This window comes from Chlorobiota bacterium, from assembly GCA_016710285.1.
GTDB lineage: Bacteria > Bacteroidota > Ignavibacteria > OLB7 > OLB7 > OLB7.
Genome location: JADJXR010000001.1, coordinates 1,766,819 through 1,793,279 on the forward strand (window position 1 = coordinate 1,766,819; position 26,461 = coordinate 1,793,279).

Consider the following 26,461-nt stretch of genomic DNA (forward strand, 5'->3'; position numbering starts at 1 on the left):
CGTTTCCGAAGTTTCCGGTGGATTACTCCACTGGGTTATTCCGCTGAGTTATTCCGCTGGATTACTCCACAACGGAGATGTACCAGTCCATCGAGGCCGGGTCAATCGCCGCGCCGCTTTCGTTGCGGAACTTCACTTCAACAGTGCCGGCTGCCGAAACCCGCGCGTAGCTGATAATCAATCCATCCGCTAACGCGTTTTGTGGCGAGATGCTTACCGCGCCGGTTGTGCCTGCACCCGTTACCGTGAACGTCTCGACCGATGATGCGCCAGCAGCAACCGAGGCAACATCTTTGGTCACGGTAGTCTTCGTGGTTTTATTTCCCCACGACATCGCGCCGCCGGTGGTGCTCACTAACATCTGCCCATTCGATGCTGGCGCAGCATCGGGAAGGGTGTAGATGGTGTTCGCTGCGGTTGTGGCTGCCGAACGCAGCCCCGTGAAGTTGGTACCGGTGTAGGTGAAGCTGGTGTTATCCTCGTAAAAGCGGAGCACCTGCGCGTGGCCGTCGGTGTTGCCGATTGCCAAATCAACATCGTTGAATATCCCGATGGTATCTTGGCCCGAAACATCAACCATAGTGTTCGTTGTCGAGCCGTTGAAGCCAAAGGAGTTGTCGCCAACCTCCAGGTATCGCCCGCCGGGGATTGCCGATGCCGTCCCGTTCACAAAGTTCCGTTCGCCGCCGCCGATTGCGCCGAAGGAACCATTGATGGAGTCGTTCAATCCGCCGGCAATCACCCCGCGCCCGCTGCTAAAACGGATATGATTCCCCGAGCCTCCGCCAATCACTCCTTCGGTGGCGTCAATCAGATTGTTCTGGCCGCCGCCGATGGTTGCAAACGTGTTGGCCACGCGGTTGTTTGCGCCACCAAACACCCCCGAGTTCGCTGACGTGGCTTTGTTATCGGATCCACCAACCACCACCGATTGCGCCGCGCTTGCGGTGTTCCGCAATCCGCCGCCAACAAACGCTTCGGTTGCTGTGGCCGAGTCGGTGTTGCCACCAACCACCACGGAGCTGGTTCCGGTTGCGCGGTTGTTTTGTCCGCCAAGAATCGCGCTTCCGGTGCCCGTGGCACGGTTGCTGTTCCCGCCGCCGATAACGCTGAAGGTGCTGCTGGAAAAATTCCGGAAGCCGCCGCCGATGAAGGCGTTATCGCCATTGATGGTGTCAAGATCACCACCGCCGATGACGCTGTTATCGGCATTTGCGACGATGTGGTTCTGCGAGCCACCACCGATGAAACCTTCGAGTGCCGTCCCCACAGTTGTGCCAATCCTGTTCTCCGTTCCTCCCACAATCGCATTGTGCGAACCAAATGCGCGATTTTGGAATCCGCCAACAATCACCACGTGGTCGGTCACCAGCTCATTCCCTTCTCCCCCACCGATGATGCTGAACTCACCTCCGCTGAAAAATCCGCCGTTGATTTTGTTGTTGCGTCCGCCAACAATCACTGCGTGCGTTGGCAATCCGCCACCGCCGCTACCGCCGCCAACGCGGTTCCCTTCGCCGCCGCCAAGAAATGAGTTGTCGCCACTGAGTGAGTCGTTAAGACCTGCGCCGATAAAGCTGTTGGCCCCACGCAGCAATCGGTTGTTCTGGCCCGCGCCAACAAATCCCCGCGCCACGCTTGCCGACCCTCCAATTTGGTTCCCTGATCCCGCAACAATGGCATGGTCGGAACCGCCCGAAACGGAGTTGTTGTTGCTTCCGGCACCAAAGAAAAGGCCGCTGCCGCCACCACTGTTCGTGTTGTTGCTTCCGCCGGCAATGACGCTGTGGTCGCCAAACAGGGTGTTCCCCTCGCCGCCAACAATGGAGTTGTGGGCGCCTGCAAAAAATCCCGATTGGATTTTGTTGTTCTCGCCACCGCCAATAAACCCATGGCTAACATTGGTGAACCCACCGGGTCCGCCACCGATTTTGTTGCGCGAGCCACCGCCGATAAAGCTCTGCGGAGCAACAAGGATGCTGTCGCGTAGCCCCGCGCCGATCATTGCGTCTGTGGAGTTATCAATGGTGTTTTCATTGCCGCCTCCAATCGCTCCATTGGTTCCGGTTACGCTGTTTCCCCTGCCAACCATCACCCCTGTTCTGTTGCCGGTTGCGCTGTTCTGGAAGCCACTGCCAACAAAGCTGTAGAAGGCTCCGGAGCCACCATCGTTGGAGGTGGCAACGTTCTCTTGACCGCCAACAACGGTGCCAGCATCTTCCACGTAATTCAGCGTGCCGCCCACAATCACTGAGTACTGATCTATGGCTTCGTTCAGCTCACCGCCACCGATAACGCTGTGTGATCCCGATGCGGTGTTCTCCTGCCCTCCACCCACCGTTGAAAAATCCCCCGATGCTGTATTCTCCTGCCCTCCACCCACTGTTGCCCTAGAGCCTGATGCTCCGTTCAAATATCCTCCACCCACCGTTGCATAATCCACCGATGCGGTGTTCTCCTGCCCTCCACCCACTGTTGCCCTAGAGCCTGATGCTCCGTTCAAATATCCTCCACCCACCGTTGCACTAGAGCCTGATGCTGTATTCTCCTGCCCTCCACCCACCGTTGAATACGCCCCTGATGCTTCGTTCAGAGATCCTCCACCCACCGTTGAATACTCTACGAATGCAGTGTTTATCCGCCCTCCAGCCACCGTTGAATACGCCCCTGATGCTTCGCTCTGATATCCTCCAGCCACCGTTGCACTAAAGCCTGATGCGGCGTTCTGATATCCTCCACTCACCGTTGAATACTGCTCCGATGCTGTATTCTCCTGCCCTCCAGCCACCGTTGAATATATCTCTGATGCGGTGTTCGTCAGCCCTCCACCCACCGTTGAACTATAGCCTGATGCTCCGTTCAAATATCCTCCAGCCACCGTTGAATAATCCCCCGATGCGGTGTTCTCCTGCCCTCCAGCCACCGTTGCACTAGAGCCTGATGCGGTGTTCGTCAGCCCTCCACCCACGGTCGCATACCCGTGATCTGATGTTGTGCCTGCATCATCTCCTGCACGGTTGTTCGCACCGCCACCCACCACACCATAGTCATCTGTTATGGTGTTTACAGTACTAATAGTCCCACCGCCAGCAATGACCCCACCTACCACACCAGTAGTAACGCCGTTCCCGCTAAACCCGCCGATGATGTTCGGGCTGGTGGCGTTTGGCTCAAGCCGCAATGCGCGCTGGTTGTTCACCCGGAAATCCACCGCCACGTTGTCGGTGGTCCCCATGAAGTTCGTTCCGTCAACAAGCCCGCTGTTGCCGTCGGTGCGCCAGAAGGTTGCGCCAAGCGGCTGCCACGTTGGGGCGGTTGCCGGGCCGGTGCTGGTTAAAACATCACCCGCAGTCGAGCCGGTGCCGATCATCTTTCCCGATGAAACAGCAAGGTTAGCAAGTTCGCATTCCCCACCTCGCCATCAGCGATTTTCGCGCTGGTGACGGCGTTGTTGGTGATGGTTGGGCTCGGATAGCTGCCAGTAAGATCACCCCCTGCCGGCCCGTTCGGCGGCAGGCTTGTGAACGCAAGGTCCGCGGTGGTGATCGTGTTGTCCAGAATCTTCGCGCTCGTCACAGAGTTGTCAGCAAGGTCGGAAGTTCCAACAGCACCGTCGGCGATCTTCGCGCTGGTGACGGCGTTGTTGGTGATGGTTGGGTTTGGATAACTGCCAGTAAGATCACCGCCAGCCACCGCACTTAGTGGAAGAGCTGTTGGGATCACCCCGGCGGCAATGTCGGCAGCGGTGATGGTTCCGTCCAGAATCTTCGCGCTCGTCACAGAGTTGTCAGCAAGGTCGGAAGTTCCAACAGCACCGTCGGCGATCTTCGCGCTGGTGACGGCGTTGTTGGTGATGGTTGGGTTTGGATAACTGCCAGTAAGATCACCGCCAGCCGGTCCACTTGGTGGAAGAGTTGTTGGGATCACCCCGGCGGCAATGTCGGCAGCGGTGATGGTTCCGTCCAGAATCTTCGCGCTCGTCACAGAGTTGTCAGCAAGGTCGGAAGTTCCAACGGCACCATCAGCGATCTTCGCGCTGGTGACGGAGTTGTCAGCAAGGTCGGAAGTTCCAACAGCACCGTCGGCGATCTTCGCGCTGGTGACGGAGTTGTCGGCAAGGTCGGAAGTTCCAACGGCACCGTCAGCGATCTTCGCACTCGTCACAGAGTTGTCAGCAAGGTCGGAAGTTCCCACAGCACCGTCAGCGATCTTCGCGCTGGTGACGGCGTTGTTGGTGATGGTTGGGTTTGGATAACTGCCAGTAAGATCACCCCCGGCCGGCCCGTTTGGCGGAAGGCTCGTGAAGGCAAGGTCCGCCGTGGTGATGGTGTTGTCCAGAATCTTCGCGCTGGTGACGGCGTTGTTGGTGATGGTTGGGTTGGGATAGCTACCAGTAAGATCACCGCCAGCCGGCCCGCTTGGTGGAAGAGTTGTTGGGATCACCCCGGCGGCAATGTCCGCAGCGGTGATGGTTCCGTCCAGAATCTTCGCGCTGGTCACGGAGTTGTCGGCAAGGTCTGAAGTTCCAACAGCACCGTCAGCGATCTTCGCGCTGGTGACGGAGTTGTCAGCAAGGTCGGAAGTTCCAACAGCACCATCGGCGATCTTCGCACTGGTGACGGAGTTGTCGGCAAGGTCGGAAGTTCCAACGGCACCGTCAGCGATCTTCGCACTGGTGACGGAGTTGTCGGCTAAGTCGGCGGCGGTCAAGGTTCCGTCGGCGATTTTTGCTCCGGTGATCGAGCCATCGGCAAGGTCCGCTGCCGAGATCGCCCCGTCGGCAATCTTTGCCCCCGTGACTGCTCCATCGGCAATCGCCGGGTTCGGATACGTTCCCGTCAAATCCCCACCGGCCGGCCCGTTCGGCGGCAGGCTCGTGAAGGCAAGATCCGCAGTGGTGATCGTGTTGTCCAGAATCTCTGCGGTGGTGACGGCGTTCGGCGCAAGCTCGCTGGTCCCGACCGCGTCGGACCCAATCTCGCTGGCGTTCACGGCGTTGGCCGCAATCTTGCTGGCGGTGACCGCATCGTCGGCAAGATCCGCGTTGGCAACCGCGCCATCCAAAATCTTCCCGCTGGTGATCGCTGCGTCGGCAACGTCCGCGGTCCCGATCGTGCCATCGGCAACATCCACCCCGCTCACGCTCCCATCTTGAATATCCACCCCCGTCAGGCTTCCATCCTGAACATCCGCGCCCGTCACCGAGTTGTCGGCAATGTCCGCGCTGGCAACCGCGCCGTCGGCAATCTTCGCGCTGGTGATGGCGTTGGCTGCCACCGACGGGTTCGGGTACGTTCCAGTGAGGTCGCCTCCGGCAGGACCGCTCGGCGGAAGCGTCGTTGGGATTACTCCCGGCGCAATGTCTGCCGTAACGATCGTGCCGTCGGCGATGTCCCCACTGGTCACGCTGTTGTCAACAATCGTCGCGCTGTTGACGGAGTTCGCGGCGTGGTCGGCAAGGCCAACCGAGCCGTCTTGAATGTCGGCCCCGCTCAGGCTTCCATCGGCAACGTCGGCTCCGCTCAGCGAGCCATCAACCACCTGCGTTGCCCCCACGGAGTTCGCGCCAAGATCAAGTTGCGTGATCGTCCCATCGGCGATGTCAACCGATGCCACCGCGCCATCGGCAATCTTCGCGCCGGTGACGGAGTTGTCGGCAAGGTCCGCGTTGGCAACCGCGCCGTCGGCAATCTTCGCGCTGGTGATTGCGTTGGCCGCCACGGTTGGAGCCGGATATGTCCCCGTCAAATCCCCGCCAGCAGGTCCGCTTGGCGGAAGGCTTGCAAACGCAAGGTCGGCAAGGGTGATTGTTCCATCAAGAATCTTCGCGCTATTCACCGCGCCGTTGGCGATGTCGGCAGTGCTGATGGACCCGTCGGCAATCTTCGCGCTGTTGACGGCTCCCGGGGCGATCAGTGGGTTCGGATAGCTCCCCGTTAAATCTCCACCCGCCACGTTCCCAAGCGTCGGGAAATCCCAGACAATGGCCCCGTTCTTCATCGAAAGCACCTGCCCGTTCTGCGCCCCCAGTTTGCTGATCTTCCCGGTGGTGACGGCTTCGTCGGCGATGTTCTCGGTGTGAACCACGGTCAGGCCAAGGTCCAGGTGTCCGATGCTCATATCTAAGATTTTCTTTCCATCCACAGCATCATCATCCAACTGGCTCCAGCCAACGGAGTTGAAGGCAAGTTTGTCGCGAGTGACCGCACGGTCGCCCAGTTTGCTGGTGGAAATGGCGTTGTCGGCAATCATGCTGTTGACGATGCCGCGCGGGGCAACCTCAAGGGCGACGTGTCCGCTGAACCCGCCCCCTTGCAGCCCGGGTCCGGCGGTGACGGCGGTGATGTCGCCATCGTTGGTTCCGCCGGCGGGGTTGCCCCATTCAAGTTTGCCGTTGTTGTTGATGATGGTCTGGCCATTGGCCGCGCCGGCGTTGCTGATTTTGTTGAGGGTGATGGACCCATCAGCAAGGTTGGAGCTGCTGATTGCGCCGGCGGCGATTTTATCGGTGGTGATGGCTCCGATGGCAATTTTGGGAGCGGTGACGGCGCCATCGGCAAGTTTGGTGACGGTGATCGCGCCATCAACGACGGTGGTTGCCAGGTCGGCAGTGGCGGCGTTATCGGCGTGGAAGGCGAAGGGGACTTTTGCCAGCTGGGTTCGTGGCAGCTCGGTCCCATTGTTGATCGTCACCCCCAGATAAAGCTGCTGGTTGAACTGAAGATTGGCCGTGGCAAACGGAGTTACCGACCCGAGATAGACGTTGAACAATCCTCGGGCGATTGGAGTTGTTTGGATCTCCTGCCAAAGCGGCGTGCCACCGGTTGGAGCATTGTACAGGCGGAAGGTCAGCTGGTAGCTGCCATCGGGGACCGGAGCGGACCCGGCGTTATCGGTGACAAGCCCTTGATAGGTGATGGTGGTTGGCGTTTGGGAGAAGGCAATGCTGGCCCCAAGCAGGAATACGGCTGTTGTTGAAAGTATCCTGCGAACGCCACGGAAACGTCCTGTGAAGCGGTTCATGGCTGTGTTCGTTAAAGTTGTTGTTGATGAAGTCTGTTGTTGGAATTGTCGTGCGTCAAAAGTGCCGGATGCAGGCAATAGCTATCCCATCCTTCCTCCTACAGGAGTAAGGACTGTTGATTATGGCCACCGGCGTTCTGTTCTTCCCTGCCTTCTATCTCACTCCCTCACCTGCATCATTCTGGTCCACCGGGTTGGTCCTCCGGTAAGCGATGCAGTGGGTTGGAATTCAAGTTGGCACAGGTAGTGTCCGGCTGCTACGGGTTGGTTGGCAGCGTTGTGGGCATCCCACGTGATGGTATGATCTCCTGCCTCCATTGCTTGGTTATCGGCAATGGTTTGGACTTCGCGTCCCATAAGGTCCAGCACCCGCAGCCGCACCGTGCCGGAAGCTGGCAGGCGGAAGCTGATGGTGGTTGTGCTGGCGAATGGGTTTGGGTAGTTGGCCAGCATCGCGGTGGTTTGGCTTCTTGGTTGCTCCTCTGCCGAAGAAGTGCGGCTAAGTGGAAGCCAGAAGCCTTGTTGAATGGTGTTCAGGTTGCCGGCGGTTGGGCCAATAATCGGCTGGCCAACGGTGGCCGAAACAGCATGGGTTCCGTTCCCGCTGCCAACGCTGCCGCCTGCCCCCATCACATCCCAAGCGATCCGCTGGGCGTGTGCGCCGCTTGCTGCGGCCAGCATCCCGATAACCAGCAACGCCCCCGCCGCAATCCTTTTTGCTCGTTCGATTTTCATGGTGTCCCCCCCTGTTCTGCTTTGTTGCGTTGTTCGCTTGTGGCTTCGGCTGCTTGGCGGCGTGCGCGCTACTGCCATTGGCAGGGAAGCCTTGTTGACGCAGGCAAACGTATCGCCAATCAAAGGGGCTGGCAGTACTCATTAACTACGCAGGAATTACTCACAGGGAGAAGGGGGTAAAAAAAAGAGCGGCGCACCGTTGCTGGTGCGCCGCTGTTGGATGTTCGTATCCCCGAGCTTCTTGGTGGATTACCGCATCGTCAAGCCATCAAGGGAGACGGTGTATTCCTTCTTGGCGGCATCGTATTTGATGCTGTACTTGGTGGCGTAGTATTTGCCGGTTACCGGGTACTTCGCCGGAAGTTTTAGGCTCTCGGAGAAATCGGGTTTCGTAAGCAAGTAATCACGGGTGATCATTGGCTCGGTAAAGATCAAATTGCCTTTGAAGTAGCCGTAGATCATTGTTTTGTTGAACGTAGTTCCGTGAAGCTCATGGGCCGTGGTGTCAACCGCGTGGAAACCCATTCCGGGGACGATTCCTGGGGGCAGGATGTAATCCTTGGCAATGTAGTCGGCACCGGGTTGGATGTAGCCCGTAAGGCTGTCGGCCGGGGTAATCATCGCACGCTCGGCTGGGGTGATCTGGTAGAAGTGAATGTCGAAGTGAGGAATGGTGTAGATGTTCATTGGCTCGTGCCCCTGCGCGTTCCAATCAACCCCAAGGTGGTTGTAAGCCGTGGCGGATGCTTCGGCAGGGAGCGTCAGGACCCACTCAGTTGGGGGGAATGGGTTTGTTGGAAGACCCTCCATTGCGGCCTCGGTGAAGGTGACTCCAATCGAGGTCGGCTTGCCAGCATCGTCCAGCTTCAGCCACGACATCGCTTTGCCGTTACCAACGTCGGCGGTGTCGCCCATGATTGTTTTTGCCAGCGAGGTTGGCTCGGTGGTGTCGTCTTCGCAACCCACAACGCCAATGGTGAGCGCGGTTGCCATCATCGCCATTGCGATGCGGGAAGTTTTGTTGATACGGTTCATACTGTGTAGGAATTTGGTTGGTTATTGAACAGGCACTGCAAATTGCAGAATTGTTTGCCAGATTGTTCTTGGCTACGAATTTTATTGTTCGGCGGTTTTGCCAACAGCACGCCACCGGCAACTGCTGTGCAATCTATGATGACTGCCTGCTGTGTGGCTCACCTATTTGGGTGAGTTGGCGGGGTGATTTTTTGCCCGCTCTTCCTTTATCTGGAGTGCAGCATTGACTCCACCACCAATCCCGTGACGATTCCGCCAACTACGCCGCTTAGCATTGCTACGCTGAAAACTTGGCTTCCAGAAGGGAGCCACCACAGCAGCAGCATGGCTATTCCCGCAGCAACCGCGCCCCCGGCAACCCCAAACAACAACGCGCGCCACGTGGTGTGGCTGGCCATGGTTGGGATTAGCCGCCGTGCGGTTTCGCCCAGCAGCAGCAACAACAACGTCAGCATCACATTGGCGGCACTGGCCACAATCAGCACCCCCAACAACAGGCTGAACGATTCGCCAACTCCGCCAAATGGTTGGCGCGCAAACCAAGCCAGCACAAACGTTGCTGCGGCAATTGGCGGCGCAAGAAGTGTGGTGCGAAGCAGAGTGCTAAAGGCTTTCATTGAACCTTGTGGGATGGTTGGTTGCTGGCGCACAATCGGGAAGAAGCACGATGCAGAAAAGAAGGAATTCCACCGGAACCCGCCGTATCTTGCCCGGGCGTGGCAACTGGGCAGCAAAGATGTGCGTTGCCAAGCCTCACCCTTCGTGGATGCCGCAAACATACAACACCTGTGCGCTATTCTTCTTTCCATACCATCTGGGTCATCATGCTCTGCTTCGGCGGGCGCGGGGCCCTTGCCCAGGAGCTTCCCGCAAGCGCATCGCTGGAGGAACTCCTGCGCGTTTTCATCACCCAAACGGCTTCCCCGTCCGACAGCATCAACCGCTCCGCGTTCCGCCCACGGCTGGCGGGAGCGTTGGCCCGAACAAGCCCGGTGCGGTTCAAAGGGACGGGGTTTTATGATGCCCGGATGACCCTTGATTCGCTGATCCATCTTCCATCGGGAAATGGAGTTATTCGGGTGGCAGCGTGGGTGACGGTGGAGTCGTGGGAAGGGGCGGAGAATATCTACTTCACCTGCGTCTGCGATTCTATCTGGAAGATTGAGAGGATTGCACGATTCCCCACCCTTTCGCAACGCCGCCAGATTGAGGAATCCATCCGCAAGTTCGATGTCCGCTCCGATTACGACCGCGTCCTTCGCGATGACCTTCTTCGCTTGCTCCTTCCCGACCACATCCTTGCCGAGCTTCTGCGGGACCACCTTGCCGCAGCAACCACCGTTGCCGAACGCCTGGCCAAAAGCCAGCAATGGGACAGCTTCGCCCTGCGCGATTTTGACTTCAGCACGATTGATGAGTACCGCGAACTTGACGACGACATCACCCCGCAAGAACTGATGATGTACCGCCTGAACCGCGCCGCGGTCCAGGAGCTACGGGAGCAAGCGGGTATCCAAAAGATTGAGCGCGACAGTGCTTATCCTGAGGTCCTCTTCTTTGTGGGGGGAATGGTGGGGGAAAGCTCGTACGGATACCTGCACGCGGCCACCCCCCACGCCTTGCCGAACGTCTGGAACCACAACGTTGTGATGCTGAAACCAGTGGCCCCGCAGTGGTGGTTGTACAAGCGCGTGGAAGATGGATAGCTGGGAAGAAAGCAAGGAGGAACCGTACACTTCGGAATCGGCGCGGTTCGTCATCATGGTGCCTTCGTTCCATCCAAAAAACTATCCATGCCGATTCCTTCCATGCTCCAACTTGTCCCTCTCCTTCTGCTGGCGTTTCTTCTTCCCATGCCGCTGCTTGCTGGCGGGAAGGTGGCGCGCATTGCCAAGCATATTGATGCCGAGATTGTGACGCAGCAAACGGCACTGCAGCCCGGCGAACCGTTCCGGATTGCCGTGCGGTTGCAGATGGACTCAAGCTGGCATATCTATTGGAAAAATCCTGGCGATGCGGGCTTGGCCACCACCGTTGATTGGAAGCTCCCGGAAGGCTACACTATCAGCGATCTTGAATGGCCGCAGCCGCACCTGTTTGGGGATCCTCCCGAAGTCTGCTACGGCTACGATGGCCACGTGCTGTTGATGGCCACCCTTACCCCCCCAGCCACCATCACCACTCCAACAATTACCATTGGGGCCGCCATCACGCTGCTTGCATGCCAAGATGTTTGCATCCCCGGTAAAGCGGATCTAAGCGTGGCGATAGATGTGGCAAGCACCAGCATGGAAACGGAGTGGAGCCAGCAGTTCCAGGAGAATGAGCAACAGGTCCCAACAAGCGGCGAAGCATTGAAGGGCGCAAGCGCGCAGCGAACCGCGCAAGGGATTCGGCTTGTTGTTCCGGTGCCGGCCAACCTCGGCGACGTGTGGTTTTTCGCAGCAGAGGAAGGGGTGATTGACCACTCCGGACAGCAACCGGCAACCGTGCAGAACGGGACGCTTGTGGTGATGCTCCCTGCCTCCCCATTCCCCAACGCCGATGTCACGCGGCTGCGCGGCGTGCTGGCGATCACGAAGCATCAATCCCTTGATCTTGATCTTCCGCTTTTGGCGGCGGAGTGAGTAAAAACAGGAATCCAACATTCAACAATCACTTCCCAAAACAACCATGAACAAGCGGACGTTTCTCCCCTTACTGGCACTGGCGTTGTGCGCGGTGTTGACGCTTCCAATCGGCAATGCTTGGGCCGATGGATCGCCAGAAAATCCCAACCCCAAAGCGCAAGATTTCACCCTTGTTGACGCGCAAGGCCGCGCCCATAAACTGAGCGATTACGCCGGCAAGTATGTGGTGATTGAATGGCTGAACCACGGCTGCCCGTTCGTGCAGAAACATTACAACAGCAAGAACATGCAGACGCTTCAGAAGAAGTACACGGAGAAAGGGGTGATATGGCTTTCGGTGATTTCATCGGCCCCGGGGAAGCAAGGGCACTCAACGCCGGAACAAGCAATGGAGCAGATGAAGGAGAAAGGGGCACTGCCAACAGCGGTGCTGATTGATGAAGATGGATCTGTTGGAAAGATGTACGGCGCACGCACCACGCCGCATATGTTCGTGATTGCTCCGGACCAAACCATCATCTATCAAGGAGCCATTGACAACATTCGTTCGGCGGACCCTGAGGATGTTCCCAAAGCCACCAACTACGTTGGCCAAGCGTTGGATGAATCCATGGGCGGCCAGCCGGTGAGCGTTAGCGTCACCCAGCCGTACGGTTGCTCGGTGAAATACTAACAGCCGATCTCCGCTTCGCCATTCCTGCTTTTTTTTCACTGCTCTTCCGTGGCTGCTTGGTGTTCCGATAATTGGAACCCAAATCGGCAACCACGGAAGAGCAGTTTTGCATCGTTCCCATCCTTCTCTTCTGTTCCCTTCCCACCGTTCCCTTCGTGGGCCGCACCGTTCCCTTGCTTGTTCCTGCCGTTGCCACAAACGGGCTGGCATTCCCCTGCCGAAGGGGTGCAAGTTTGCATTGTGATTAACGCGAGAGCGGAGAAGATGAAAGGAAACAACGGAGAGAGGAATCGCACAAACCAACAAACACACAATAACCGAATGAACAGGAGAAGACCAATGAAAAAGCTGATGACAACACTGGCAATGGTAGTGGTAGCAATGGTGGCCGTAACGGCCGCAACGTATGCCCAACCGGAAATCAACTTTGGAAGAGTATCAATCGCGGGCGTGCCGGCATCGCTGCGCACGGTTGGCTGCGGAACCGATGTAAACATGCGGATTGCCGATGCCGACGGAATGTTGGCCGGCCCGCCACGCTACGGCTACACCGTGAACGTGAACGTGCGGAACACCGGTGCAATCAACACGGCTGTGTTCGTCAATCAAATTTTGATTGATGGCGCGCCGGCACCGGTGACACCAGCATCTATCATGGTTCCGGCAGGGGCGATGGTTCCAATCAAAGCAAAGATTTACGCATCGCCAGGCATTCACACCATCACCATCATTCTGGATAGCGGAGCCGCAGTTGCCGAGACCAACGAAGGGAACAACCGCTGCGACTTCACGCTAAGCGTTGTCCCGTAATCAACCAGAAAAACACCACACACACACACCACCACCACACGAAAGTGAGTTGGCAGAGTGTTGGGGAGCAGCCGCGAGGATAGAGATGATTGGGGAAAAAGACTGATAAAAAGAAAACGGCGAACAGCGTATTGGAGGAGGAACGCATCGCCACTTGAAAGGCACCACGGGGGGCGGCCACGCCCCCCGATTGCCACCACCCGCAAACACAACACTGAACAAGGAACAGACCAATGAACACGACGAAGAACCGTACGAAGAACATGATGAAAAAAGGACTGATGATTCTTGCTGCCACGCTTACGCTTGGCGCAGCAGCCCACGCACAAACCACGCTTGGCACCAGCCGCCCCGAAGTGAAGTTGCCCGCGCTGAAGCCGGACCTGTTGGTTCGCAAAGTTTATGTGATGGGGCACGACAACTACGCACGCCCGGGCCGCCCTGGCACAACCATCCACGTTGATCGCTCGGAAGCAAAAGGGGAATCGGGAGGGAAGTACATCTTCCAAATTCGCTGGGAGATACTGTGCGTTGCCAACAGCAGCGGGGTGTTCACAAACGCCATGTCGCCAAGCTATCCGCTTACTCCATCATCGCTGTCGTTACCGGCCGGAGGCGTTGGCGTGGTCAGCAGCGATGTTGAGTTAAGCACCGGCCCCAACACCTTCACCTTCAACGTTGACGACCCCAATGGAGTGGATGAATCAGTGGAATCGAACAACACGGCCACGCTGACAATTGTTGTTCACTAAGCATCGAATCGGAGCAATCACAGCATAGAGTTGTGCGGGAAGGTCGTGCATCTATCTTCCTGCAAATCACAGGAGCGAGCGGTCTCCCTTCCTGGTAGAAGAGCGGGAGTATCAGCCATAGGGTTGATGCTTCCGCTCGTTGCTTTTTGGTCCACACGCAGCAGCCCAAAGCGGGCAGATTGAAGCAGGCAACAGCGTCGGCAATGGGTGCCGATAGGCAGCTTCCGAAGGGAGTGCTCAAAAAAATTTATGCTCGCAAACGGAGTTATCATACAATCACGTTTTTCCTTTTCATATCTTCGCGCCAATTCGTTCATACCATGAGGTTAAAACTCTGATCGGAAAGAACATTATCATCGGGGTAACTGGCAGCATCGCAGCATACAAAGCAGCAGTCCTTGCGCGAGAGCTTGTTGGACGCGGCACCACTATCAGGGTCGCGATGACCCCCGCCGCCTCTCACTTCATCGCCCCCCTCACCTTCGCCTCACTTGCCAAATATCCCGTTGCACTGAACATGTTCCCAGCACCTGGCACCGAGCCAGCAAGCGGTTCTTGGCACATTGATTGGGGGCTGTGGGCCGATGCCATGGTGATTGCCCCTGCCACCGCCTCCACCATCGCCAAGTTGGCTGCTGGAATCAGCGACAACGCACTGACAGTAATCGCCACCGCGCTGCGTGGCAAGCTGTTTGTTGCCCCGGCAATGGACACCGACATGTACCAGTATCCCGCGCTCCACCGCAACCTTGAAACCTTGCGCTCCTTTGGTGTTGAGGTGATCCCGGTTGGGGAAGGTGAGCTTGCAAGCGGGCTGACCGGACCGGGAAGAATGGCCGAGCCGACAGAGATTGCCGACCACATCGCCGCATACTTTGCGCGCTCCTCCTCCTTGCAGTCGCGGCGGGTGCTGATCACCGCCGGACCCACGCATGAGCCGATTGACCCAGTTCGATTTATCGCCAACCACTCCTCGGGAAAAATGGGATACGCGCTGGCCGAGGAAGCGCGGGACCGGGGCGCGCACGTCACCTTGATTAGCGGGCCAACATCCCTTCCGCAGCCGGTGGGGGTGGACGTTGTTCACGTTATCACGGCGGACCAGATGGCCGTTGCCGTTGATGCTTGCAGCGACGATGCCGACATCATCATTGCCGCCGCAGCGGTTGCCGATTTCACCCCCACACAAACCGCCCAGCAGAAACTGAAACGCCGCCAGATGAGCGAAGCGGAAATGCAAATCCAACTCCGCCCAACGCGCGACATCCTTCGCTCGGTTGGCGAACGGAAGCACGCCGCGCAGGTGCTGGTTGGTTTTGCGTTGGAGACCGAGGGATTGATAGAATCGGCGCAAGCAAAACTGGTTGAGAAGAACTGCGATTTGGTGGTTGCCAACCCAGCCACCGAAGCCAATGCAGGGTTCGGGGCCGACACCAACCGGATTACGATTGTGGGGCGCGGAACCCAGCAGCCGCTGCCGATGATGAGCAAGCGCCAGTGCGCCGCCGCAATCCTTGACGCGGCCACCGAACTGCTTCCCGCACGATCCACTACTGGCGCGGCTACTCCATGAAGCACCAATCATTGAAAGAAGAGGTGCGGCAGTTTGCCAAGCAGCAGGATGCGTTGTTTGGCGACATCATCCGTGGCAAGCGTGGCCAAGCAGTGGCCGAAGCATCCGGCAGTGCGGTGCAACCCGAAGAAGCTGGATTGCCGGCATCGCGATTTGCGGAACAGCTTGCAGCGGTGAACGAGGAATGGGTTCATGCTCCATCCCTTGATTTGATGAAGCAAATGATCTGCGGCTGCCAGAAATGTCCGCTTGGCAAAACGCGGAACAAGCTGGTGTTCGGCACGGGGAACCCAAACGCCGATGTTGTGGTGATTGGCGAGGCACCCGGTGCCGACGAAGATGCTTCGGGGGAACCATTTGTTGGCGCGGCGGGGCAACTGCTTACCAAGATTCTGGCGGCGATCAACTTCAGCCGCGATGATGTCTATATCGCGAACATCATCAAAAGCCGCCCGCCGGGAAACCGCACGCCGGAGCGGACCGAGGTTGAGCAGTGCATCCCATACTTGTACAAGCAACTTGATTTAATCAAGCCCAAATTTATTCTGGCGGTGGGGCTTACCGCAGCCCTGTCGCTATTGAATCGGAAGGCCACGATGAAAGAATTGCGTGGCAGCGTTCATGACTATTTCGGTATCACTATGGTGGTGACGTATCACCCAGCGGCACTGCTTCGCAACCCACAGTGGAAACGCTCCACATGGGAAGATGTCCAGCTCCTGCGTCGGCTTTATGATGAATGGAAATCAACCGAAAACGACGCGAAGCAATAACCCCATTATTCTCAATGGCTACAACAGCTTATGCCCCAACCTTCTGCGGCAACGCAGGGGCTAACCGGGATAAGCTATTCGTGGATAAGGCTTGGTCGGCCCAAGGCCGTTGGCACGATCAAGTAAGGGATTCATAACCATTTTTCTGGAGACCATTATGGCCACAACTAAGAAAGCAGCAGCGAAACCTGCTGCGCCAGCGGCTGCTGCAAAACCAGCAGCCAAGAAAGCTGCTGCACCGGCGAAGAAAGCTGCTGCACCAGCAAAGGCAGCACCAGCCAAGAAAGCTGCTGCTCCGGCAAAGGCTGCGCCAGCCAAGAAAGCCGCTGCACCAGCGAAGAAGGCTGCTGCACCAGCAAAGGCAGCACCAGCCAAGAAAGCTGCTGCTCCGGCAAAGGCAGCACCAGCCAAGAAAGCTGCTGCACCGGCGAAGAAGGCTGCTGCACCAGCAAAGGCAGCGCCAGCCAAGAAAGCTGCTGCACCGGCGAAGAAGGCTGCTGCACCAGCCAAGAAAGCTGCGGCCCCAGCAAAGGCAGCACCAGCGAAGAAAGCCGCTGCAAAAAAAGGAACCGCTTCCGCTCGCCGTACCGACATCAAGTCAACGGGAATGGATGCGAAAGCTGCTGCCGCAGTAACAAAGAAAGCAGCACCAGCCAAGAAGGCTGCCGCACCAGCGAAAGCAGCTCCGGCGAAGAAGGCTGCTCCAGCAAAGGCAGCACCAGTGAAGAAAGCTGCGGCTCCGGCAAAGGCAGCACCAGCCAAGAAAGCTGCTGCACCAGCAAAGGCAGCACCAGCGAAGAAAGCTGCGGCTCCGGCAAAGGCAGCACCAGCCAAGAAAGCTGCTGCACCAGCAAAGGCAGCACCAGCAAAGAAGGCTGCGGCTCCGGCAAAGGCAGCACCAGCCAAGAAAGCTGCTGCACCAGCAAAGGCAGCACCAGCAAAGGCAGCACCAGCCAAGAAGGCTGCGGCCCCAGCCAAGAAAGCCGCTGCTCCGGCAGCCAAATCCGCAGCAAAGCCTGCTGCGAAGACGGCTACCAAGCCAGCCGCAAAACCAGCTGCAAAGAAGAAATAATCCCTATCGGCTGCGAAGCTGGTGGGAAAGTATCTTCAGCAGAAGACGTTGCCGGGGCGATTGCAATCGCCCCGGCTTTTTTTTACTCCACTCGGATTGTTGCGAACCCTCCATCTGCGTGCCGGGGCTTCCGCTGGCTGCTTGCTTTCAGAATCGAGCCAGCCGCTTCAACTTCCCTTTGGCGCGCCGCATTGCAAGGCGCAGGTTCCGGCTGCGCAACGCCAGTCGGTCGGTTAGCCGCAGCGTTATCAAGCCTTTGCGCACGTAGATGGTGTCGCTTCCATCCTTGTACCAAGCAACGTAGCCTTCGCGCTCCATCCAACTGGTGATGGAATCAAGAAATGGGTTGACGTAGTACTTGCCATGCGTTTCCACCGAGATCACTTTGGGCCTGCTAACCAGATGCTTCAGCACGTACCAATCGGCACCTTCGATATCAATGCTTAGCAGGTCAATCGTGCCATCGTCAATCCGCGAGAAGGTTCGGCACTGAACGGTGAAGCTGTTGTTCTCGGCAATGGTGTAGTTGTCGTTTTTCAGCGCGGGGCTGCTGCCAAGCGCGGCCACAAAGGTTGAGGATTTCGCACGGGCAAGGGTGATCTCACCATCGCTATCCCACACGGCGTAGGGGTAAATCCGAACGTCCGCCCGCCCCGCGAAATAGAGATGAATCTTCTCCACCACCTCCGGGTTTGCCTCCACCAAGGTGCCCCGTATCCCAAGCTGCAGAAACTCCAGGATGTTCGATGATTCCGGCAAATAGACCCCAACCTCGCAGGCGTGCTCAATCCCGATGCCGGCCCTTTGAATTCGCTTGAACAATTCTCGCATTCTTCCAACTCGCTCTCTGTTATGTGATTGCCCGATACCTGCCTATCAGGTTGGAAAAAGGGTGATGGCTCAATGAAGAATCCATCACCCTTCCGCCATGGTTTGCTTTCGATATTCCTGCCGTTCCGGGATTACCCGCGCGAACGCTCAACCAGCACCATCATCATCAAGCCAAGCAAGGATCGAAGCTCCTCCTCGGGGGTCATGTCGGCCAGTTTTTCGATGTTGAATTTCCCTTCGAAGAAAGCCGGTTGCTTCGTGATCCGAACCAGCTCGGTGCCATCGGTGCGGGAAAGAAGGTAGGATGGATGGAACAGATACCCGGTGAAGATCCCGATGATCGGAAGCTCACCCAACAACGCGTCGAAGAATTTCGCCCACGGATTCTCCTCCTTGATGCTCATCACCTCGGCGGTGCCATCGTTGATTTTGTAGGAGGCTTTCCAAAGTGACTTGCGCCCCTCGCGTTGGATAAAGCCAATGGCTGTTCCGTCGGCATTGGTGAAGTGATACTTGGCGGACCAATCGAACACGCGGTCGGCGTTGATTTTGTACAGCGGCTCGGTCATCGCTTCGTCGGCAAAAACCGTGACGGCTTCCTTCAGCTTGAAGGCTTTCTGTTTTACGAAGCAGACCAATGCTCCGGTCGCATCGGTAACGCTCATCTTCTGCGACAGCGCGACGATCTTGAACGAGAGTTTCAGCGGATAATTCATTGTGGCCTTGTCCTTACTGTTGTGCGTGTGTGTGCGTGCGTGGCGGTTGCCGAAGGGCGGTGCGTGCATGGCCCGTTCCAACAAACCGGCGGCCAAAATACAACAGGGAAGCCCAGCATTGGGGCTTCCCTGTTCCACAACTCTCAAAAAAAATCTGTTGAGCGATTACGCTGGCTGTGCCGGCATCATCTCCGCAAACGCGCTAACGTCCACCCCAAGCCCTGCGGCAACGCCCATCCCCAAGCCCACATCGGCGCGGAAGAAGTGGCACAGTTGGCGGTGGATAATCTGGTCGCGCTTCGGCCCTTCAATCCCGCTCATTGCCCCAACGATGTTGCTGATGGTGTTCCGCTGGTTCTGCTCATCCATCAGCCGGAACAGGTTCCCGGGTTGGGTGTAATGGTCGTCCTCGCCGGGCGCGTTGCGGTCGTACCAGTCGGCGATAAGGCCGTCAAGCTCCATCGGTGGCTCCTTGTAGCTTGGGTCAATGGTGATGTTGTCGAAGCTGTTCGGCCAGTAGTTCGGGCTTGCTCCGCCGTTTCCATCAACGCGCATGTAGCCGTCGCGCTCGTAGTTGTTGACGGCAAACGGGCAGCGGTTCACCGGAATCTGCTCGTAGTTGGTCCCCAGGCGGTAGCGGTGCGCATCGGGATAGCTGAGCAAGCGGCCTTGCAGCATTTTATCGGGCGAGTATCCAATGCCGTCCACAATGTGCGCCGGCGCAAACGCCGATTGCTCAACGTGCGCAAAGTAGTTGTCGGGATTCTCGTTTAGCTCCAGCACGCCAACATCTATCAGCGGGTAGTCGCCATGTGGCCAGACTTTGGTGAGGTCGAACGGGTTCCAGCGGTAATTCTTGGCATCGGCCTCGGGCATCACTTGGATTTTCAGCGCCCACTTCGGGAAGTCGCCCGCGGCGATTGAAGCCACCAAATCGCGCTGGGCGTGGTCCGGGTCCTTCCCTTTCATCTCCACCGCTTCGGCATCCAGGAAGTTCTTGATTCCCTGCATTGTCTTGAAGTGGAATTTCACGTAGAACCGCTCGTTCTTATCGTTAATCATCGAGAAGGTGTGGCTCCCGTATCCGTTCATGTGGCGGTGGGTCAGCGGGGTTCCGCGGTCGGACATCAGGATCATCACCTGGTGAAGGCTTTCGGGGTTCAAGCTCCAGAAATCCCACACCATTGTGGGGCTTTTGCAGTTGGTGTGTGGATCCCGTTTTTGGGTGTGGATGAAGTCGCTGAACTTCTTGGGGTCCTTGATGAAAAACACCGGGGTGTTGTTCCCAACAAGGTCCCAGTTGCCATCTTCGGTGTAAAACTTCAGGGCAAAACCGCGTGGGTCCCGTTCGGCATCGGCGCTCCCTTTTTCGCCACCCACGGTGGAGAATCGGAGGAAGACGCGGGTCTGCTTCCCGATTTGATTAAAGAGCTTGGCGCGGGTGTACTGGCTGATGTCGTTGGTAACGGTGAAGGTCCCGTAGGCTCCGGACCCTTTTGCGTGGACCACCCGTTCCGGGATTCGCTCGCGGTTGAAGTGGGCCATCTTTTCATGGAGGATATAATCCTGGATCAAGATGGGGCCGCGTGGTCCGGCGGTCATGCTGTTTTCGTGTTCCACGTAAGGCCTGCCGCTGGCCGTGGTCAGTTTTTTGGAATCGCCGTTCTGTTCCATTGTTCCTGCTCCGTGTTGAGAAGTTATAAGCGTTCAAGATTGCGGTTGCGCGACGTTGATGAGGAAGGCACGCAAAGGAGCCAGTACGCCAGCCGCACCGCAAACATCAGGATAGGGGGCGTATCAAGCAAATTGATAATTCTGATAGTGGAATTGGGGCCGGCAATGGTCGTGGCGTTTTTGCTGGACCCGGCAGCAAACTCTTTGGAAGTAAAATTGCTAACTTTTGCGGCGTTGCCGTGGGGCGGTTTCTGCCGGAGCATTTCCCGGCAGCCGCCGCCCAATCCTGCCTTGCTTGGCACCGGCGCACAAGCCTTCAACCATTACGCAGAATGCTTCCAACAACTGCTGGTTTTTCCTTTTCCCCTTCGGCTACCCACCCCTCCCCACGCCTTGTTGCGTCTGTTGCTGCGGTGCTTTCGTTGGCCCTTTATCTGCTTACCATGAACCTCACGTTCGGGTTTGTGGACAAGGGGGAAATGGCGGCGGCGGCGGCCACGCTTGGCGTTCCCCATCCAACGGGCTATCCAACGATTATCCTGCTGGGGAAGCTCTTCACCGCCATCCTTCCGGTGCGCCAAGTGCTGGGGCTGAACATCCTTGCCGCGCTGCTTACCGCTGCGGGCGTTGCTGCCCTTTCCCTTCTTTTCTCCCACCTGCTCCGCGTTCTGAATAACGTGGAGGAACACACCGCCGAAGGTCGCGAGCCAACCAACGTGTATGCTGGCCTTGCCGCGCTGTTTACTGGCTTCACCGCAACGTGGTGGGGCCAGGGGAATGGGTTCGAGGCGTACTCGCTGTTTGCGGCCTTGCTTCCGCTTGTGACGCTGCTGTTCCTGCGATATGTGGACCAGCAAGCCGCCAGCCAGCGCGTTGGCTTCAGCACCGGCGGGGCTTGGTTTGCGGGGATGTTGGGGCTGGCCTTCACCGCCCATTTAATGATGGTTCTGCTGGCCCCGGCGTTTCTGTTTTGGTACTTCTACCGGCTTGGCGTGAACGCCCGGGCGTTCCTCCGATTCCTTTTCCTTGCTCCCTTCTTCCTGCTTGGGCTTCTCCCCTATTTCTACCTGATGTTGGCCTCGGCAGGAACCCCTGCGGTCAGCATGGGGGCGGTGAACACGCTGGGGCGGTTGGTGGATTACATCACCGGTGCGCAGTTCCAAGGGTATATGCTTAGCGGATGGAAGGTGTTCGTTGCGCAAAGCGGGTTCTTCTTTGGGAAGTTGCCAAGCGAGCTTGGGTATATCGGGATTGTGGTGGCGGTGGTTGGGGTGGTTTTCCTGTTCCGCCGAAGCTGGCCGCTGGCAGTGGTGGCGCTGCTGACGATCCTTGCCGGGGTGATCTACGCCGGGCAGTTTGCCATCAAGGAGATTGAGCCGTTCTACCTGACGGCGATGTTCGGAATCGGCTTCTGCACGGCGGCGGGGATGCTTGCGCTGCGCCGCACGATTGGACGCACCGCCACCCTTGCCGTTGCCGCAGCCATGGCCGCCGCAACCTGCGCCATGAACTTCGGCTGGAGCAACGAGCGGGGCAACACCCTTGCCGAAGATTACTCCCGTAACGTCCTGCAGACCCTCCCGCGCAACGCCTTCCTGCTCTCCACCCGTTGGGATTATCTGGTCTCCCCTTCCTACTATTTGCAGGAGGTGGAATCTGTCCGGCCCGATGTCACGGTGCTGAACCCGAACCTGCTCCGCAGCGCGGCATATCTGGAGTATTTCCAGAAACGCCGCCCTGAGCTTGCGCGCCTTGCCGTGCGGGAGATTCAAGAATATCTGCGGCTTGGCGAACGTGCCGAACGGGTGGATAAGCTGAGCTATCAGGATGCCTTGCAAGCGCAGCGGGCGTTCTACCGGATGGTGAATGCTATTGTGGAAGGGGCGATGCGCACCCGCCCCGTTTGCGTGACGTTGGAGGTGGATACGCTGATTGCCCCGCGCCGCCAGCGGGTTCCATATTACTTGGCGTTTGTGCTCCGGTTCGACACCTCGTATCTGCCGCAGCGGTCGGTCCGCTACAACTTCCGCCCGTGGGTTGGGCGCGTGGATGCCGACGTGATGAATATCCATGAGATGTACACCGTCAGCATGCTGTACCGCGCCAACTACGAAGCCTTGCATGGCCGCCGCGCCGTTGCCGATTCCTACATCAGCTACGCCCTGACGTTCGACCCCAACATCCGCGAATCGGACGTTCCCCCCCTGCCCCTTACCAACCGCGAAGGGGTGCTTCGGGTGATACGAAGCTACCGCCAGCTGCGGGCAAACGTGGGGGGCGGTGGAAATGGCGGGGGGTGATATTCGGCAATCCGTTGGCCGGCATCACCGCACCACTAACCCAACCGTTTCGCTCCGCTCCGCCAGTTGCAGCACGCAGTAGTAAAGGCCGGCGGCATGGCTGGCCGTGGGGAACGTTGCTCGGTACGTTCCGCTGGTAAAAGTCCCTTCGGCAAGGCGCGCCACGTGGCTTCCGGCGGCGTTGTAAATGGCAAGCGTCGCGTGGCCATCGGCGGGAATCTGATACTCAATCGTGAAGTTTTGGTCCGATGGATTGGGACCTTCCACCACTTTCAGCAATCCTCCATTCCCAACAAGGCTGCTGCGGATTCCGCATTCATCGGCGTAGGTCAGCGTGGTGGGGGTGGCCACAACCCGCAACCCGGGTCGGCGCGGAACCATGATGGAATCGTACCGCACCACCGTGCTGACCGAATCCCCCAGCAGCACCCCGAACTCCACCACCGCCGCTTCCCCCCCGCCAAACCCACGCAAACCCGCCAGCGTTATCGCCACCGTTCCGGTCCTGCCGCTGTGGCCCATTGCCCCGGTGGCGGTTAGCCCCGCCGCTGTTGCCGTCACGGCGCGTGCGTCCAGGATGGAGTTGCGGTAGGAAATGGCAAGCTCCATCGTGTCCACGCCAAGCGCGGAAACGTCACCTTCGATGATGATCGGCACGGCAATCGTTTGGCGCGGCTTGATAATCGCCCCCCGCCCCAAATTCGCTTTCAGCCCTTGCTCCCCGGTGGCCAGCAGAACAATCTGCCGAACGGAGTCACGGTTGCCGTCGAAATAGAGATAGAGATCGGCACGGATGGCCCCTTCGCCAAGCGGTGCAAAACGGATTGCCCCCGGCAGCGCGGACCCGGCAGGCATGGTTTGGGGAAGCTGTTGCGGCGCGGGAAGCGTCACGGTGAACGCCGCCGCGTCGCTTCCGGCAATGATTGCCGAATCGAGCACGGTCGCGTCAAGGCAGATGGCGCGCACCGAAAGGGTGTCGCCGTTCAGCATCAGCGCGGCCATTGCCGAATCGCGAAATCCCCCAACCGCCACCGCGCCAAAATGGATGGTGTCGGCATGATGCACCACCACCGGAGCAACCCCCAGCGCCGTGATCGGCAATGCCGTGTCGGCCAGGGTGTAGTAGCTCTGGATTCCTTCGCCATTCAGTTGGATTGTGGTGCTTTGCTCGCAAAGGGTTGTTGGGGCGAAATCAATGCTGAATTGGATGGAGTCGCCCGGGGGAATGATTGCCGGCACCGCGGGAAGCAACGGATTGCCGTAGCTGGCGGACGTTGCGATTGCCACGCGGCTGATGGTGCTGGTGTCGTCCCCCACGTTCCGCACCGCATAGCCAAGCCTGCGCTGGCGGCCAATCCGCTGGCGAACGGGCGCGGGGTCCGCCGCAACAATTTCCAGCAATGGATACACCCCCCGCCCGCCAATCCGCACGCTGACCGGCCCGACGGAGGTGAACAAGTTCAGCAGAGCATCGTGGCGGCCACGGTGCGTTGGTTGGAAGCGGACCGTGATGGAAGTGTCCCCCCCAGCCGCAACCAAAAACGGCGGCGCGGGTCCGATTGCCACAAACCCCGCAGCATCGGTCCCGGCAATGCTGATTGAGTCAACCCGGACCGGCACCGCAGCCCGGTTGACGATGAACCGCGAGATGGAACGCTGGCTGGTTCGGCCAACGCGGGTGGGGGGGAATTCGATGGAGTCAACATCGGTCAACTGGTTCGGGATTCCGGTCCCGCGCAGCGTCACGAACCCAGCCGGTGGCTCGGCTCCGGACTCAATTTCCAGCCGTGCCGAAAGGTCGCCAATCCGGTTTGGGCAGAACCGCAGCGTCACGGCGATGGAGTCCCCGGGCGGGACCACCAACCCTTGCGCCGGGATGATTGGGGCAACCACCGTAAACGCCGCAACGTCCGCCGCCACGCCAGCGGGATCGGGGGCGATGGTGAGGCGATAGATCCGAAGCGGAAGCGTCCCGGCGTTCCGGATGAACCGTTGCAGCAGTGTGTCGCGGCAGCTGTTGGCCGGGGTTGCGGCAAACTGAACCTCGGTCCCCGCCACGCCAATCATCTCACTTCCCGAAGTCCCCACCAGCCGAATTTCCATGGGGATTGCGACGTTTGTTTCCAGCGTCAGCAACGCCTCGTAGCGTCCGTTTGGCGGAAGCGGGCCGGTTGGTTGGAATCGCACCGCCAGCGCGCGGTTGGCCTTGCTGGCAATGGTGAACGTTGCCGCGTCGGTGTAACTGAACGCCCCCGGGTTGGCCCCGGTGATGGTTGCTTTGGTGACCGTCACCACGTTGCTGCTCAGGTTGCGAAGGAAGTCGGGGGCGGCGGTGTCGTGCGGGGTGTTCAATGGAGTTAGCGGGAAAACGATCTCATCGCTTGCCGTCCCCAACTGCGGCAACGCCCCGCGAACAACAAGGACCACGGTGTCGGGTGCGATTGCCCCGTCGTGAGTAAACATGGCGTAGGCAACACGCCTTCCCGCTGCGGTTGGCGTTGCGGTGAAGGTGATGGAGGTGTCGGAATCGGGCCGCAGAAGCAACGGCGTGGGACCGATACCAAACGGAGTGGTGAACTCCGCCGCGTTCGGCCCCGCTTTGCTGAAGCTGCTTACCCGCAGTGTGTCAAGGCAGGTGTTGGCCTTGCGATTGCCAATGGCCGCCGAAGCGGAAGCGGAGGTAAGAATTTCCACGGTGCCGAAGTCGAGCGTGTCGGGCGGGGTGGAGTGGAAGGCAACCTCGGTGGCGTTCCCCGTAACCGGAACCCGCGTTGGGGACCCAACCCCGTTGTGATACACCAGCAATGTATCGTGGCGGCGGCAGGGGGCTTGCGGCGCGAACCGAATCCCAACCGAAAGCCGCGCCCATCCCGCAACAACTTCCCCGCCGGATGGCGTTGCAACCCCGAAATCATCCCCCCGAGCAAACCGGACTGAATCAACGTTGAGTTCGCAAGGTGAGAGGTTTTTCAGCAGTGTGTCCAGCGTGGTGTTGCTGGATTGGCCAAGCCGCACGGTTCCAACATCCACCAGCGTTGCGGCGGCGGTGTTGGCCAACGTTTTTTCCGGAACGAAGACGATCAGCGGGATTTCTTTCACGGTGTCGGCCCCGGTGCGGTCCTCATCGTTGGTGTAGATGCGGAGGTAGGCTTCGTAGCGTCCCGGGGGCGTTTGCGGTGCGGCGGTGACGATTGCCATCACCGAGTCAGTTTCCCCAGGCTGGACCTTATCGCCGTTCCGTTTGTAGCCGAACAGCAGCCAGTTTTGCTGAGCCAGCAGCATCGTTGCCGAATCAATTTTCAGCGTGCCGGTCCCGGTGTTTCCAATCCTGATGGAGATGGTTTTCTGTTGGCCCGGGCACAGGGTGTCGAAGTACACGGTGTCGCGGTTGAAGGTGGCGTTTGCGGCCCCGCGATGGGTAAGGATTGTGCTGCTTGTTCCCACCAGATAAATCGTGCCGTCGGGGGTGATGCTGAACTTCCGAAGGTCCGCCGTCCCAACCCCCGCCGGAAGTGCCTCGGTCCCCACGAAACGCCGCCGTTGGTGCTGCTGTACAGCGTTGCATTCCGCCCCGAAGCCAGCAAAATTTGCGGGCTTACCACAAGGATGTCGCTGGCTGGGTTGGTGTAGCCCGTTCCGCTTCCGCTCAGGGAGGTTTGGGACCATGTTGCGCCATAATCAGTGGTCTTGCGGATTTCGGGATAGAGCGTCCCTGGCAGCACAACCTTCCCCCCTGAAACAAAGGCGGTCCCTGTTCCGGGGATTGCATCAACCCCGTAAAAACTGATGCTGGACCCCACGCTTGGGGGGATGGTGGCGTTGGGTTCCCACGTCACCCCGCCATCGGTGGTTGCCGACTTGCGC

21 protein-coding genes are annotated in these 26,461 nt (G+C 58.6%); 8 read left to right on the forward strand and 13 right to left on the reverse strand.

Going from position 1 to position 26,461, the window contains the following annotated elements:
• Nucleotides 1-61: 61 nt before the first annotated feature.
• The 5 genes from IPM61_06260 to IPM61_06280 all read right to left on the reverse strand — a co-directional run bounded on the left by IPM61_06260 (nucleotide 62) and on the right by IPM61_06280 (nucleotide 9,410).
• The gene (locus IPM61_06260; GenBank protein ID MBK8910915.1) at nucleotides 62-3,370 is read right to left on the reverse strand and encodes a hypothetical protein; all 3,309 of its coding nucleotides are present in this window, start codon (nucleotides 3,368-3,370) and stop codon (nucleotides 62-64) included.
• Nucleotides 3,367-7,023 carry a hypothetical protein gene (locus tag IPM61_06265; protein ID MBK8910916.1) on the reverse strand — a complete coding sequence of 1,219 codons (3,657 nt, stop codon included), beginning with the start codon at nucleotides 7,021-7,023 and terminating at the stop codon, nucleotides 3,367-3,369. Before IPM61_06265 ends, IPM61_06260 begins: the two co-directional genes overlap by 4 nt.
• Nucleotides 7,024-7,182: 159 nt before the next feature.
• A complete protein-coding gene (locus tag IPM61_06270; GenBank protein MBK8910917.1) occupies nucleotides 7,183-7,758 on the reverse strand; it encodes a hypothetical protein in 576 nt (191 codons plus the stop codon).
• Nucleotides 7,759-8,007: 249 nt separating this feature from the next.
• Complete coding sequence (locus tag IPM61_06275; protein ID MBK8910918.1) at nucleotides 8,008-8,793, reverse strand: DUF5602 domain-containing protein; 786 nt, start codon at nucleotides 8,791-8,793, stop codon at nucleotides 8,008-8,010.
• Nucleotides 8,794-8,999: 206 nt separating this feature from the next.
• Nucleotides 9,000-9,410: a hypothetical protein gene (locus tag IPM61_06280; GenBank protein ID MBK8910919.1), complete on the reverse strand. Its 411-nt coding sequence runs from the start codon at nucleotides 9,408-9,410 to the stop codon at nucleotides 9,000-9,002.
• A 171-nt stretch (nucleotides 9,411-9,581) separates the two neighbouring features.
• Here IPM61_06280 and IPM61_06285 point away from each other — a divergent pair, with 171 nt between their 5' ends.
• From IPM61_06285 to IPM61_06295, 3 genes are all read left to right on the forward strand, one after another.
• On the forward strand, nucleotides 9,582-10,499 hold the full coding sequence (locus IPM61_06285) for a hypothetical protein (GenBank protein MBK8910920.1): 918 nt from the start codon (nucleotides 9,582-9,584) through the stop codon (nucleotides 10,497-10,499).
• A 102-nt stretch (nucleotides 10,500-10,601) separates the two neighbouring features.
• Nucleotides 10,602-11,420: a hypothetical protein gene (locus IPM61_06290; GenBank protein MBK8910921.1), complete on the forward strand. Its 819-nt coding sequence runs from the start codon at nucleotides 10,602-10,604 to the stop codon at nucleotides 11,418-11,420.
• A 46-nt stretch (nucleotides 11,421-11,466) separates the two neighbouring features.
• The gene (locus IPM61_06295; protein MBK8910922.1) at nucleotides 11,467-12,096 is read left to right on the forward strand and encodes a thioredoxin family protein; all 630 of its coding nucleotides are present in this window, start codon (nucleotides 11,467-11,469) and stop codon (nucleotides 12,094-12,096) included.
• A gap of 35 nt (nucleotides 12,097-12,131) precedes the next feature.
• Here the strand turns inward: IPM61_06295 and IPM61_06300 are convergent, their stop codons facing one another.
• Entirely contained in the window at nucleotides 12,132-12,335 is a 204-nt protein-coding gene (locus IPM61_06300) for a hypothetical protein (GenBank protein ID MBK8910923.1), read from the reverse strand.
• A gap of 100 nt (nucleotides 12,336-12,435) precedes the next feature.
• On the opposite strand from IPM61_06300, the gene IPM61_06305 reads away from it, so the two are divergent.
• The 4 genes from IPM61_06305 (at nucleotide 12,436) to IPM61_06320 (ending at nucleotide 16,004) form a co-directional block, all read left to right on the forward strand.
• Nucleotides 12,436-12,906, forward strand: coding sequence for a hypothetical protein (locus tag IPM61_06305; protein MBK8910924.1), 471 nt, complete (start codon nucleotides 12,436-12,438; stop codon nucleotides 12,904-12,906).
• A gap of 233 nt (nucleotides 12,907-13,139) precedes the next feature.
• Complete coding sequence (locus IPM61_06310; GenBank protein ID MBK8910925.1) at nucleotides 13,140-13,658, forward strand: hypothetical protein; 519 nt, start codon at nucleotides 13,140-13,142, stop codon at nucleotides 13,656-13,658.
• Nucleotides 13,659-13,992: 334 nt separating this feature from the next.
• Nucleotides 13,993-15,231: a bifunctional phosphopantothenoylcysteine decarboxylase/phosphopantothenate--cysteine ligase CoaBC gene (coaBC, locus tag IPM61_06315; protein MBK8910926.1), complete on the forward strand. Its 1,239-nt coding sequence runs from the start codon at nucleotides 13,993-13,995 to the stop codon at nucleotides 15,229-15,231.
• On the forward strand, nucleotides 15,228-16,004 hold the full coding sequence (locus tag IPM61_06320; GenBank protein MBK8910927.1) for a uracil-DNA glycosylase: 777 nt from the start codon (nucleotides 15,228-15,230) through the stop codon (nucleotides 16,002-16,004). The genes coaBC and IPM61_06320 overlap by 4 nt, the downstream gene beginning before the upstream one ends.
• Nucleotides 16,005-16,171: 167 nt before the next feature.
• On the opposite strand, the gene IPM61_06325 is transcribed toward IPM61_06320, so the two are convergent.
• The 6 genes from IPM61_06325 to IPM61_06350 all read right to left on the reverse strand — a co-directional run bounded on the left by IPM61_06325 (nucleotide 16,172) and on the right by IPM61_06350 (nucleotide 20,560).
• On the reverse strand, nucleotides 16,172-16,543 hold the full coding sequence (locus tag IPM61_06325) for a hypothetical protein (protein MBK8910928.1): 372 nt from the start codon (nucleotides 16,541-16,543) through the stop codon (nucleotides 16,172-16,174).
• A 54-nt stretch (nucleotides 16,544-16,597) separates the two neighbouring features.
• A complete protein-coding gene (locus IPM61_06330; protein ID MBK8910929.1) occupies nucleotides 16,598-17,017 on the reverse strand; it encodes a hypothetical protein in 420 nt (139 codons plus the stop codon).
• A 206-nt stretch (nucleotides 17,018-17,223) separates the two neighbouring features.
• Complete coding sequence (locus tag IPM61_06335; protein ID MBK8910930.1) at nucleotides 17,224-17,907, reverse strand: FkbM family methyltransferase; 684 nt, start codon at nucleotides 17,905-17,907, stop codon at nucleotides 17,224-17,226.
• A 131-nt stretch (nucleotides 17,908-18,038) separates the two neighbouring features.
• Nucleotides 18,039-18,623 carry a hypothetical protein gene (locus IPM61_06340; protein MBK8910931.1) on the reverse strand — a complete coding sequence of 195 codons (585 nt, stop codon included), beginning with the start codon at nucleotides 18,621-18,623 and terminating at the stop codon, nucleotides 18,039-18,041.
• A gap of 165 nt (nucleotides 18,624-18,788) precedes the next feature.
• Nucleotides 18,789-20,297 (reverse strand): catalase, encoded by a 1,509-nt coding sequence (locus IPM61_06345; GenBank protein ID MBK8910932.1) that lies wholly within the window; start codon nucleotides 20,295-20,297, stop codon nucleotides 18,789-18,791.
• A 23-nt stretch (nucleotides 20,298-20,320) separates the two neighbouring features.
• Nucleotides 20,321-20,560, reverse strand: coding sequence for a hypothetical protein (locus IPM61_06350; protein MBK8910933.1), 240 nt, complete (start codon nucleotides 20,558-20,560; stop codon nucleotides 20,321-20,323).
• A 69-nt stretch (nucleotides 20,561-20,629) separates the two neighbouring features.
• Between IPM61_06350 and IPM61_06355 the strand changes: the two genes are divergently transcribed.
• The gene (locus IPM61_06355) at nucleotides 20,630-22,597 is read left to right on the forward strand and encodes a DUF2723 domain-containing protein (protein ID MBK8910934.1); all 1,968 of its coding nucleotides are present in this window, start codon (nucleotides 20,630-20,632) and stop codon (nucleotides 22,595-22,597) included.
• A gap of 24 nt (nucleotides 22,598-22,621) precedes the next feature.
• On the opposite strand, the gene IPM61_06360 is transcribed toward IPM61_06355, so the two are convergent.
• On the reverse strand, nucleotides 22,622-26,125 hold the full coding sequence (locus tag IPM61_06360) for a choice-of-anchor D domain-containing protein (GenBank protein ID MBK8910935.1): 3,504 nt from the start codon (nucleotides 26,123-26,125) through the stop codon (nucleotides 22,622-22,624).
• Nucleotides 26,126-26,461 lie beyond the last annotated feature (336 nt).

What these genes read in the sequence shown, in the direction of transcription:
- IPM61_06260 (MBK8910915.1), bottom strand. Translation starts at nt 3,370, where the DNA reads ATGATCGGCACCGGCTCGACTGCGGGTGATGTTTTAACCAGCACCGGC.
- IPM61_06265 (MBK8910916.1), bottom strand. Translation starts at nt 7,023, where the DNA reads ATGAACCGCTTCACAGGACGTTTCCGTGGCGTTCGCAGGATACTTTCA.
- IPM61_06270 (MBK8910917.1), bottom strand. Translation starts at nt 7,758, where the DNA reads ATGAAAATCGAACGAGCAAAAAGGATTGCGGCGGGGGCGTTGCTGGTT.
- IPM61_06275 (MBK8910918.1), bottom strand. Translation starts at nt 8,793, where the DNA reads ATGAACCGTATCAACAAAACTTCCCGCATCGCAATGGCGATGATGGCA.
- IPM61_06280 (MBK8910919.1), bottom strand. Translation starts at nt 9,410, where the DNA reads ATGAAAGCCTTTAGCACTCTGCTTCGCACCACACTTCTTGCGCCGCCA.
- IPM61_06290 (MBK8910921.1), top strand. Translation starts at nt 10,602, where the DNA reads ATGCTCCAACTTGTCCCTCTCCTTCTGCTGGCGTTTCTTCTTCCCATG.
- IPM61_06295 (MBK8910922.1), top strand. Translation starts at nt 11,467, where the DNA reads ATGAACAAGCGGACGTTTCTCCCCTTACTGGCACTGGCGTTGTGCGCG.
- IPM61_06300 (MBK8910923.1), bottom strand. Translation starts at nt 12,335, where the DNA reads ATGCAAACTTGCACCCCTTCGGCAGGGGAATGCCAGCCCGTTTGTGGC.
- IPM61_06305 (MBK8910924.1), top strand. Translation starts at nt 12,436, where the DNA reads ATGAAAAAGCTGATGACAACACTGGCAATGGTAGTGGTAGCAATGGTG.
- IPM61_06310 (MBK8910925.1), top strand. Translation starts at nt 13,140, where the DNA reads ATGAACACGACGAAGAACCGTACGAAGAACATGATGAAAAAAGGACTG.
- IPM61_06320 (MBK8910927.1), top strand. Translation starts at nt 15,228, where the DNA reads ATGAAGCACCAATCATTGAAAGAAGAGGTGCGGCAGTTTGCCAAGCAG.
- IPM61_06335 (MBK8910930.1), bottom strand. Translation starts at nt 17,907, where the DNA reads ATGCGAGAATTGTTCAAGCGAATTCAAAGGGCCGGCATCGGGATTGAG.
- IPM61_06340 (MBK8910931.1), bottom strand. Translation starts at nt 18,623, where the DNA reads ATGAATTATCCGCTGAAACTCTCGTTCAAGATCGTCGCGCTGTCGCAG.
- IPM61_06345 (MBK8910932.1), bottom strand. Translation starts at nt 20,297, where the DNA reads ATGGAACAGAACGGCGATTCCAAAAAACTGACCACGGCCAGCGGCAGG.
- IPM61_06350 (MBK8910933.1), bottom strand. Translation starts at nt 20,560, where the DNA reads ATGCTCCGGCAGAAACCGCCCCACGGCAACGCCGCAAAAGTTAGCAAT.
- IPM61_06355 (MBK8910934.1), top strand. Translation starts at nt 20,630, where the DNA reads ATGCTTCCAACAACTGCTGGTTTTTCCTTTTCCCCTTCGGCTACCCAC.